The sequence below is a fragment of the Candidatus Margulisiibacteriota bacterium genome, assembly GCA_028715625.1.
Taxonomy (GTDB): domain Bacteria; phylum Margulisbacteria; class Riflemargulisbacteria; order GWF2-35-9; family GWF2-35-9; genus JAQURL01.
Window position 1 is genome coordinate 1 of sequence record JAQURL010000079.1, and the last position, 11,148, is coordinate 11,148.

11 protein-coding genes are annotated in these 11,148 nt (G+C 37.9%); 3 read left to right on the forward strand and 8 right to left on the reverse strand.

Annotation, left to right across the window (positions count from 1 at the left end):
• The 3 genes from PHV30_10615 to PHV30_10625 all read right to left on the reverse strand — a co-directional run.
• Window positions 1–621, reverse strand: a 621-nt coding sequence (locus tag PHV30_10615) for an SPFH domain-containing protein (protein ID MDD5457465.1), incomplete at its 3' end; no start/stop codon positions are given.
• Between the two features lie 129 nt (window positions 622–750).
• Window positions 751–1,431: an aquaporin gene (locus PHV30_10620; GenBank protein MDD5457466.1), complete on the reverse strand. Its 681-nt coding sequence runs from the start codon at window positions 1,429–1,431 to the stop codon at window positions 751–753.
• 134 nt (window positions 1,432–1,565) lie between these two features.
• A complete protein-coding gene (locus PHV30_10625) occupies window positions 1,566–2,810 on the reverse strand; it encodes an adenine phosphoribosyltransferase (protein MDD5457467.1) in 1,245 nt (414 codons plus the stop codon).
• 119 nt (window positions 2,811–2,929) lie between these two features.
• Here PHV30_10625 and PHV30_10630 point away from each other — a divergent pair, with 119 nt between their 5' ends.
• Together PHV30_10630 and PHV30_10635 are read left to right on the forward strand one after the other, a co-directional pair.
• Window positions 2,930–3,838, forward strand: a complete 909-nt coding sequence (locus PHV30_10630) for a hypothetical protein (protein MDD5457468.1) — start codon at window positions 2,930–2,932, stop codon at window positions 3,836–3,838.
• A 66-nt stretch (window positions 3,839–3,904) separates the two neighbouring features.
• Window positions 3,905–5,062, forward strand: coding sequence for a PAS domain S-box protein (locus PHV30_10635; GenBank protein ID MDD5457469.1), 1,158 nt, complete (start codon window positions 3,905–3,907; stop codon window positions 5,060–5,062).
• On the opposite strand, the gene PHV30_10640 is transcribed toward PHV30_10635, so the two are convergent.
• Entirely contained in the window at window positions 5,048–5,470 is a 423-nt protein-coding gene (locus PHV30_10640) for a DUF1761 domain-containing protein (protein MDD5457470.1), read from the reverse strand. The two genes, PHV30_10635 and PHV30_10640, sit on opposite strands and share 15 nt — an antisense overlap.
• Window positions 5,471–5,506: 36 nt before the next feature.
• Window positions 5,507–6,964 (reverse strand): malonyl-CoA decarboxylase family protein, encoded by a 1,458-nt coding sequence (locus PHV30_10645; protein ID MDD5457471.1) that lies wholly within the window; start codon window positions 6,962–6,964, stop codon window positions 5,507–5,509.
• Window positions 6,965–7,291: 327 nt separating this feature from the next.
• Between PHV30_10645 and PHV30_10650 the strand changes: the two genes are divergently transcribed.
• Window positions 7,292–8,872: a hypothetical protein gene (locus PHV30_10650; GenBank protein MDD5457472.1), complete on the forward strand. Its 1,581-nt coding sequence runs from the start codon at window positions 7,292–7,294 to the stop codon at window positions 8,870–8,872.
• A gap of 22 nt (window positions 8,873–8,894) precedes the next feature.
• On the opposite strand, the gene PHV30_10655 is transcribed toward PHV30_10650, so the two are convergent.
• The 3 genes from PHV30_10655 to PHV30_10665 all read right to left on the reverse strand — a co-directional run.
• A complete protein-coding gene (locus PHV30_10655; protein ID MDD5457473.1) occupies window positions 8,895–9,086 on the reverse strand; it encodes a hypothetical protein in 192 nt (63 codons plus the stop codon).
• 95 nt (window positions 9,087–9,181) lie between these two features.
• Entirely contained in the window at window positions 9,182–9,619 is a 438-nt protein-coding gene (locus PHV30_10660) for a V-type ATP synthase subunit K (GenBank protein ID MDD5457474.1), read from the reverse strand.
• A 3-nt stretch (window positions 9,620–9,622) separates the two neighbouring features.
• Window positions 9,623–11,148: hypothetical protein (locus tag PHV30_10665; GenBank protein ID MDD5457475.1), on the reverse strand; the 1,526-nt coding region annotated here is incomplete at its 5' end.

Genomic DNA, 11,148 nt, shown 5'->3' on the forward strand with positions numbered 1-11,148 from the left:
TTTTTGTCCATCAGCCGCGGTTTCTGCAGCAGTAGCAAAATCTATGGCGGCAATTTTTTCATTTTCGGCTTTTACAATTTTATTCATGGTTTCCTGAACATCTTTGGGCGGATCGATTTGTTTAAGTTCAGCGCGTACAATTTCCATCCCCCAATTGGATGTTTCCTTAACCAGAATTTTAATTAACTCGCTGTTTATTCTGCCTCGTTCGCTATTGGCTGATTTCAAGGTCATGGTACCGATGATATTTCTTAGAGTAGTTCTGGCAAGATTAACTATTTGAGAATTTACATTATAAACATTATAAACAGAATTCTTTACTGATTCTTCATCACTTTTGATTTTGTAATAGATTTGGGCGTCAACCAGTGCGTTCAGGTTGTCATTAGTAATAATTTCCTGAGGTTCGGCATCAACAAGCTGTTCAGTGATGTTGATCCAGTACATATGATCTATAATGGGTATCACCCAGTTAAAACCTGGCCTGGCGAAACCGTAGTATTTTCCCAAACGTTCTATTAATCCGCGGTTGGTAGGCCTGACTATACGTATTCCCATAAAAAAAATAACAAGAATTAAAGAAAAAAAAGATGAAACTGAAAGCAACAACAGGTTATCCATATTGAACCTCCTTAGAATTCAGGGTATTCTAGCACGTTTCAATATTTAGGGTAAACTATTGATGTCGGAGTAGATTTAAAATTTATAATTTGTTACCTGGCCGGTTAAACCGGCCAGGTGTTATAAAAATTATTTTTCTAATAATTTTGTTTTAAAAAGCAGACCGGCCACAACCCCTGCGATACTTGGCACCAGAAGAAACATCCAGACTTGCTGCAGGGCTTTCCCTCCAACCACCAAAGCAGGTGCAAGACTGCGAGCCGGATTAACAGAGACTCCGGTTATGGCAATACCAAAGATATGGATTACTACCAGTGTTAAACCTATAATTAAACCGGCAAACTGGGTTGGAACTCCTTCCTGAGTTGAGCCCAGTATAACAATAACAAAGATTAAGGTAGCTATGAATTCGAAAAGAATTGCTGCAGTTATACCATAACTGCCCAGATAGCCGATACCCCAACCATTTTGTCCAAGACCGCCTATAGTAATGTCGTATCCGGAAAGCTGGCCCAATACTATAACAGCAAGAACAAGAGACGCTACAAAGCCGCCTAAACATTGGCCGATAATATAGCCGATCAAATCTTTAACATTCATACGGCCGGCAGCAAAAAATCCCAGACTTACGGCAGGATTGATGTGACAACCGGAGATGGGGCCTATACCATAAGCCATGGCAACAAGCGCGAAACCAAAGGCAAAGGCTATACCGAGAATTCCTACGTTAGCACCGGCAACTACAGCTGTGCCGCATCCGAATAAAACCAGTGTAAAGGTACCGATAAATTCAGCTAAATATTTTTTCATTTTTCCCTCCTTATACAGAACTAACCAGAAAACCAGTTTACTGAAAACCACCTCCCATTTTTCTTATTAAATATTAATACTTATTGAAATGGTTCGCAATACAAGTAAATATTATGAATTAAACCGAGAAAATATTAAAAGAAAGTAAACTCTGCTTTTTTCTGTAAATCGGTTTCCGACAAATTGAGAAGAGTTGATAAAACCAAACCCTTTTTCCCAAATTTTTTACTTATGGGGGACTGGTTAAAAACGTCTGAAAGCCTGATGGCGCAGGTAACACCTACGACAATTGCTCCTAAAGATTCGACTAGTTTCACGGCAGCGTCAACGGTGCCGCCGGTTGCCAGGATGTCATCAACTATCAGTATTTTGTCTCCACGTCTTATGGAGTGGATAGGTATTCCAAGTTCAGCGGAATTATATTCCATCCCATAGGGGACCTTGATTACAACACCGGGCAGCCTTTCAGATTTTGCAGCAATTACCTGACCTACACCAAGCTTGGAAGCAATGACTGAACCAAAATGAAGGCCTCTTACCGCTATTGGTAGTACTTTATCTATTTTTTCATCTTTAAAAGGCTCGATCAGCTGATTACAAGCATGTTCAAAGGCATTGGGATTGGCCAGGATCTGGCTGAAATCTGTCCATAATATTCCTTCATAAGGGACATGAGGGAATACTTTTATCATGTTTATCAGTTCCTCAACGGAATAATTGGAATTATATTTTGTAGGTTCACACATATTGCGCATGAAGTAATTATGAATATCCTTATTAAGTGTAATTTTATGGCAATCAATGATATCGTAAAAGGAAAAAGTCTTATAGTCCTTAATTTTCGGATAAAACCAGGATTTTTTTATTTTATCCGGGAAGCGAACAAGGCTGGCAATTGCTTGAATATTACCTCCGAGGTCTTCCAGTAATTTGCTTAACGCGGCCATGGTTAGTCCTGTGGTCATAGTATCATCAATAAGCGCGAATTTGTCTTCCGGTCCAATTAATTCTTTAAGAATCTCCAGGCGATCTTTACTGTTTTTGTCAAAAATGTGCACGGAAACCATTGTGCCAGGCATCTTGCCGGCTTTTCCGGCCACCACCAGAGGCAGTCCTAGTCTTAGAGCAACAGGGGCTGCGATAGTGATCCCGCGATCAGCCACACCAATAATCTTGGTGATTTTTCTATCGGCAAGAAAATTAACCAGAGTATCTATAATAGCGTTAAAAGCAAACGGATCTGAAAAAATACTGTCCAGATTTACCCCCGGCCCGCCTTTATATGGTGATTCTGTATTTAATGTCAGCTTATTGATTAATGATCTTGCTATGTTTGTAGAAAAGCTGCAGGTTTGACTAATTATTTTTTTTTGTAACATATATTTCCTTAGAATTTATATATATTTCGTACATTAAATAAAAAAATTGCAGGATATATTCAAAAAAATTCATAGGTTGGTAGAGAATATGCGGGAAAACTATAAATAGGGAGAAAAAAATGGCATTCATTTCAAATCTGGAAGTTTCTTCAAATACAAAATCAATAATTATTGCTGATGCGAGCCAGTTATCACTTAAGCAGATTGTTGATTTGATAAAACGTCAGTATATTAACCAGGGCAATGGGATTATTATTATTGTAGTACAATCTTCCAGGCAAACGTCTTCTTTTTTACCGGTGGATACAACGGGAAGGGAAAGCAGCAGGAAGATAGTCCCCGCAGTTTATGCCGAGCCATATCAACCCGGGCAATATGGCCTATCACCAGACAGACAACAAACACAGAGAATAAATTTTGCCGGGAACAACATAATTCCGGGTTTAAAGGAACGTATTCAGCAAATCATGAGCAAGCTTCCTGAGGACCAGCGCAACTGTATCAGCAATATTAATGTAACACCACAAGACGGGCCGGGAGGTGTCATGGGATGGTATGATCCGCGCAAGCCTTCAGCTATTAATCTGGACCAAGATGATACGGATAGAAATCTTGCTCATACTATTGCGCATGAAAGTTTTCATGGTTTTACTATGCAAAAACTACTACCTGCTTTTTTGAACTACAAAAACGGCAGGGGCAGCGATAGTAAGGAATATGGGAAAAATATGGCAGTTCTTTTCCAAATGTACACAAGGGCAGTTATGGCCGGGAACAAACTGGCATTACCCACTGATTACTCCAGATCCTTTCTAGACCTGTATCATCGAGTTCCATTTGCCCAGAAGCAAAGGGCACTGGCTATAGGTTTTATGGAGTATATCGCAGAACTGGCAGCCAATCTGGAGACCGGTAATGCGCATTCCGGCAGCCAGGCCCTGGATAAGGCTTATACAACAATGGCTAATATAATAAAATCAGCCATCACCCAAAAACAACCCGCTGCTCAAGTTACCCAAACAGCTTAAGAATTTTTAACTTACTCTTTTTTAAGAATATTAATAGTAGTATATTATTTATATCAGGAGTAACACATGTTAAGTATTGATAATGAACGAACAAAATATTATTTAAATTTATTACAAGTAATGGTGGTGGCTATAAATGCTGAAGGAGAAATAACTCTGGTTAACCAAAAAGGTGCACAGGCACTGGGATATGAGATTGATGATCTTGTTGGGAAAAACTGGTTTGAGACCTGTATTCCAAGCTACTGCAGAGAAAAAGTAAAAAGAGTTTTTGTTAAGGTGATGTATGGTGAACTGGAACCTATTGAATATAATGAAAATCCTATTATTACCATGAATGAAGATGAACGATTAATTGCCTGGCATAACACCTACTTAAGAGATAACGAAGGTATTATTCTCGGGATCATTGCTTCAGGCGAGGATATAACTGATTACCGAAGAGCAGAAGATGAACTTTTCAATATTAAGGATTTTTATCGAAATATTTTGGAAAGTATTGAGGATGGAGTATTTGTAACGGACAAAAATGATTCGATTTATTATGTTAACCATAGCTTCGCTCTGCTGGCGGGAATATCCCTCTATCATTTAATCGGCAAAAATATTTTTAATGACTTCCCCGGCGAAAACATGGGTTTATTTAAAGAGGAATATTTAAAGGCGAAACAAAATTTACAGCCTGTGTATTATGACATGATCCACCTTGATTTGGTGCCCAATAAACCTGTTGTTGTTTCAGGATGGCTTACTCCAAAAACAAAAAACAATCAGTTTGATGGCATGATATGCACGATGGAGGACATGACAGAACATACGAAAACAATAGAAGCTTTAAAGGACAGCGAGCAGGTGTTTAAAGCAATTTCCTTTATGGCTAAGGACGCTATTATACTGGTTGATTCATCAAATTCTCTTGTTTTTTGGAACAAAGCTGCCGAGGAGATGTTCGGTTACAAACTTGAAGAAGCTCGGGGCAAGAATTTACATGAGCTTATCGGGGCCAATGTTGATCAGGAAAAAATAGGGAAACATTTTGAGCATTTTCATAATACAGGGGAAGCAACTTTAAACGGGAAAACCATGGAAACAATAGTGAACAGAAGAGACGGTTCGGCATTTCCGATGGAAATGTCTGTTTCCAGCGTGAAAATAAAGGATACCTGGCATGCAATCGGTATAGCCAGAGATATCAGCGACAGAAAAAAGTTAGTGCCAGAATGAAAGAATAAGGCTCATAACCAGCAGTGAGAAAAGTTGATTGGCTGAATCCAGTAAAAAGAGTTTTCTGTTTTTGTCCCCAAAGATTATTTCGTTTGCTGTAAAGGGAAAGACAAAACCCACCCAGACAAAAATAACCAGAAAAAATCCATTAAGAAAATTTTGGATGTTCATCAAATCAAATATGAAAGCCAGAGAAAAGGAAAGTATTACCGCATTGATAATAGACATGGCCATCGCACGCCCCTGATCCCTTAGGTCTCTCTGCTCTGTTTTTTTCAGTTTTAGCCGGATGCTTCCGAAAAGCAGAGGAGAGTACCATAAAAATCCAATTATCATATATACAACAGCCGATGCTAAGATCGCAAAAACATCCATGAAATAATCCTTCCCTGAATCTTTTAAAAGCATAGCTAAAACCAGGGAATAAGTCAAACGAGGCAATCGTTAATGGTTGGCGTTCAATTTTACATTAGTATAATCAAAATTAATGTTGGCACCTAGAGAATCAAGGTCTTCGGGGTTACTGCTAAAATTGATATCCGCGTTCCTGGCTCCATTTTTTCTATGAAACAACCCAACCAGATAACGTTCGTCATTTTGGAAAATTTTGGCCAGATAAGTCATCAAGGGTAGTAATTTTTCCTTAAAAATTGTGTCTGCTATTAAAGGGTGTTCAGCAAAAACACTTAGTACATCGGGTTTCCAGTTTATCATATCCAACAGGATATCATTGATATCATCAAACTGTTCATTACCTTTGGCCCTTTTATAAAATGCTTTTATTTCGTTAATCTCTTTGCTTGTTATAATTGTTTTTTTACTACTTTTTTCCCAGAGTTCAACAATATATTCGGCCATTTTGGAGGGGACTTTGCCAGTTAAAACTTTTCTTATTTGGTCGCTGTCAGAAAAGGCTTTAAACACCAGACTCTGGGCATTATACGCCAGATTGTTTAAATTTTCAAAAACGTTTGTCAGCCAGGCATTCTCAGCGAATATTTTATGGATTGGAACTTCAGATGGCAGTTCAAGTTGATAAATTTTTTCCCATGTTTGCAGAATACTTTCAACAGGAATTTGTACTCTGAATTTATTAATCAGATGCTGACAAGAAAAAGTTTTAATATAATCGTTGAAGAATTGCTTGAAACCATAAACTCCGTCCGGCCTAATGCCTTTGAAGGGACTGTATGTGATCCTATAAACGATGTGCGGATCGGTCATGGTCAGATTGCTATTGGCTAATTTTATTAATCCGCTACCGACACTTAAGGGTTTTTCCAAAAGTTCCAACTTGTTATTTATAAAAATTTGCTGTATCTGAATTTTTCTGGTTTTAGAACTGTTATTTATAGAATAAAAATAAGCTATCAGCGCGTCTTCTTTATCTATATGATGCGCTTCAGGGTCAAGTATATGCTTGATAGAAGTAACTTTCTTATCAAAGTAGGCCACATAAACACTAGCTACTATTTCATTATCAAACCTGATAATAAACACATCTCTGTCATTGAATTTATCTGAGGGGAAACGAAGTTTTAATTCTTCAACATCGTTTACCGGGATAACTTTTTCAATTCTGGCCAGCTGCCATTTATCTTCAGCTGAAAGGGTTTCCCATTTGGCGGTGGTTATTTCCACCTTAGGGGCATTAATTCCGTAGTCGATTATAGATTTGATAGCTTTGAAAAGCTTGTCCATATTGTTTAAAGAAGATAAAGACTTGTTTTCATATAGCATACCGTAAATTCCAAACAATATTTGTCGGGTTAAGCTGTTATTAATCGTTTCCAGAGAAAGCAATTTGATGACACATAGAATAAAAGAATTTGTATTGATTTTATTTAACAGGTCAGGGATGTTTTTTGGATTAGTGGTGAGAAGGGTAATTATTTTTCTCATTGTGGACTTTTCTTTTACAGACATGGATAAGAAAAGATTTTCAAAGGATTTTGAATGAAAAAATTTAAGAAGGTCTTGTTTTTCCGGATCAATAGATATAATTTTGAATCTAGAAGATAACCGCATGTTTTTCTGATCTTCCTATTTTTTTATAGACTCCACATTTTTCAGTAACCAAAGAGTATATCGATTATAAAATATAAAAATCCTAGGAAATTTGATATTGTAATCGATTAGCGTGTAATCTTTAGTAGTATTTGTATTGTGTATCGGGTTTTTCATAAGTTACAATGGAGTTAGAGTAAATATGAGCAGGGGAAGAAATCTTTGAATAGAAGACATATATCAATACTTATTATTTTAAGTTTTTTACTGGGTACTTTTTCCATTTCTGCGGAACACGGCGCAGACGGTAATAATGAAAAACTCAAAAACAGGGTGGCAAGTGAAACCACACAGGTCAGGAAAGCTTCAAACACAAGTTTTGCTGCCAAGGAGGTAATGTACGGGAACAAAGCTCTGGGTGTGGTTTATTATAAAAATTACGTTGTTATTCGCCTGGCATTTCCAGCGGAATATAAAAGCCCGTTTGAGCGGGCAAAGCATATAGCCGCTGAATTAAATGAGAACATTTATTCTCTGGATGATTTAGCCCAGGTAGGTATGTCAGTATCCGAAAATATGTTTTTTTTACTTATAAAGAATAAAGAAGTTTTTCCAATATATATAGAAGATTCAACTTTTTATAATCTTGGCCCTTCAAAATTGATTAAAAGTGTAATTTATAATCTGCAACGCGTTATGGAAATGGCCGCATATGAAGAGTTTGTCCAAAATAATACGGAAAATACTAATGAAAAAGGTTTTGCAGAAATAAATTCCAGTCATAAAGAAGAAAAGAAAACTATACAGGGAAAGGAAAAAGCGGCTGGATCGCCCAAAAAAATAAAACCGAAGACTAAGAACAACTTAATATATATATATATAGGATTGCTGGCTCTTATTGTAGCAGGTGTTATTACGGAACTGAAGTTGTCAGTGTTCAGAAAAATTTTGGGATTAAACAAGAATAATGGAGAGGAAGAAATTTCTGAAAACGAAGAAACATCTTCCGAAGCTAAGGTTGAAGCTACACGGGAAGAAGCTCCGGCTGTAGTAAAAACAAAACAAGAATCTGTTTCTATTTCTCAGGAAGAAATAAAGACTGTATTGGATGAGAATAAAAAAGAACAGGCAAATTATACACAAAATGTAGAACAAACAGTGGAGCCGAAACCGGCAGAAAGTGAGTCAGTGGAAATAAGCGCTGACGAATTAATGGCCGCCCTAGGGCAGGAGGCGCAAAAAGCAAGTTCCACGGTAAAAGACCCTTTAACTATGCTGGATGAACATAAACCGGAATTATCCGGTACTAACGAAAATATGGAAATATCGCAGGATGAAATGAAAATTGCCCTAGGAAAACAAACAGTAACCCAGGAAGTAGAAATTGAAAACGTGGAAATATCGCAGGATGAGATTTTAGCTGCTCTGAGCGAACCTGCGCCAGAGCCAGAGCAAGTAAAAGTAGATCAGAATGAGATAGAAGAAATGCTTAAAGCAAACAATGTTAAAAGCGAAACAACAATTGAGCGTAAGAAAAAAGAGATTGTTGAACTGCAAAAGCAGATGGATGTTGCGGAGGATATGCAAAAGGAATCCGAAGTAGCAAGTGAGCAGGTTGTTGTTGAAGAAGAAATGGATCCGGATCTGAAAGCAGAACTGGAAAGCATACTGAGTAATACTGCTATGGCCAAGAAGGAAAAGGTTGTCCAGATTGCTTCTCTCTGTATCCCGAGGGAGGATATAGCCAGATATCTGAACATGGATTTAAAAGAAGTTAACCTGATTATGGAACTTTATCAATAAAAATTTTAAGTTACGTGGAAGTTTATTTGGACTGTCTACTGAAAAAAGTAAACAGCTTATTATTTTGAAACAGTGATTCGGTGTCATTTAAAACAGAACTAATTAGCCTGGCCAGAAATATAAAGAGCAGTACCGGGGTAAGAATAATATTCATCAGAACATCAAAGAGCCCATTTTTTTTAAATCGTTCAGACATTTTGCCCAGACTGTTCATTTAATTGCCTCTTTCTAGAAAAGTGTGGCTATTATAGCACAACACTTAAAAATTTTTAAAGTGGAATTTAAATTCTTAAATTAAACAGAATAAATTTATTTAGGTAATGCAGTAAGGGTAAAAACCATTACAAACAACGCAACGGTTTCAGCGATACCGAGTACCATAATGTAGTTGCCGAAACCCTTACCTGATTCAGCCAGTGCATCTGAAGCGCTAGCAGCGCATTTTCCCTGCATCCAGGCGGAAACCCCTATACCTGCACCGGCGCAGATACCGATAATCATCTGCAGAAAAGCTGTATCAGGCGGCCAGTTGGCTGTACGTATGGCATTTCTAACAATCATACCGTATATTGTTTGGGAAAGAGGCGCTCCCACAAAGGCTATGATAATAAATGGTGCCAGTTTGTTTTGCATATAACTTTTTTTCCATGCTCCTATAGCGGCCATACCGGCTATACCGGCACCTAACCCGGAACCTATAGCAGCCAAAGCCAGAGAAAAACCAAAATCACCGAAAGCATTTAACATAAATTAACCCTCCTTAAACGGTTCATATTTTATACCGGACCATTGTTGACCAAGGTGTCCGGAGAATTCTAACATATTTAACCTGACTCCGTGAACTATTACTGCCATAAATCCCAAAATAATATTTAAAGCATGTCCCGCAACAAGGATCAAAGCCGCAATAAACCCGGAGAGAATGCTATTAACTCCATTACCCAGAGCCATGGAGTTAAAACTCTGGGATACGATCACTGAGGCATAACCAACCGCAAACAGCCTTAAATAAGAAACTACATCGCCAAAAGACGCAATAACCTCCAAAGGGAAATTGGCCAGGTAATCAAGCACCCCCTTGAGCATATTTTTTTGATAATTATTGAACAGCAATACCAGTGCCATCCCCGTAAAAAGCATTTTAAGTGCCATTGAAGGATAAGGGTTGCCTAATACCAGATTGTGAGCCAAAAAGTACATGTTCCATATAATCATTATCCATCCAGCTTCTGCCAGTATTCTGGGGGAATTAAGCATCCTGGAAGCTTTCAGACTGTGCGCTACTGTGAGATGTATGGCACCAATAAGAAAACATAACGACATTACGACCGGTGTGCTGGTTTCGGAAAAGCTGTTCAGGCTGGGAATTACAAGATTATTTAACAAAGGAAGTTTTGCGATATTCTCGAAGCCGAACCAGGTGCCGGTGATAGCTCCCCAGATAAGGGTTGCCGCACTCAGTATATACATCAGAAAAAATGGTTCATAAGGAGCGGTTCTAAATTTGCGACGAAGTATGTATGTTATAACTAGAAATATGGAGGCATAACCTGCGTCTCCGATAAGCATGGCAAAAAACAGTGAAAAAAATATCAGAAAAACAAAACTTATATCAAATTCCTTATAACCCGGAATGGTGTTCATAAAGTTAAAAACAGGGCTTATAATCCTGGTCCAGGGGGGATTAGTGATAAAGGTAGGAACTTCGTCATTTTCTGCAGGCTCTTCGATAAGGTATCCGGAATCAGTACTGGCGCATAAGTTTTTAACTTTTTGCAGATATTTTTCAGGACAATATCCCTGCAGATATGAAAAATGGCCCTCCTCTTTGTGCAGTCCTTCGCATACCAGGAAAAACTCAAGTTTATCCAAAAGCAATTTTTTTGTGTTTTTTAAGTCTGGCAACAGATTAGAATTTTTTTCAAGGAATTGTTGGATTAGATCAAAGTTAACATTTAACTCGGCTATTTTTGTTTTTATCTCATGATAAGACATGTCAGGCACCATAGCCTTGTCAAAGGGCAGGGCAGAGCTTTCCGGATAGCTGAGGGCCAAGACATAGACCAATCCTGCTGTTTTTTTAATAATAATGCAGTGTTCCGGCTTTTTTATTTTATTAAATATATTTAAGGGTATTTTATAAAGGTTCGCGTGGATTTTATTTGATCTCAGAAAGGTGATATCCCCTGGTTCTAACATGCCCCAGTCTGCGTAGAAGGATGCTTCTTTTTCCAGTCTGTTTTTTTCGCCAAGAAGGTCATCCTGTAATTTTTTTT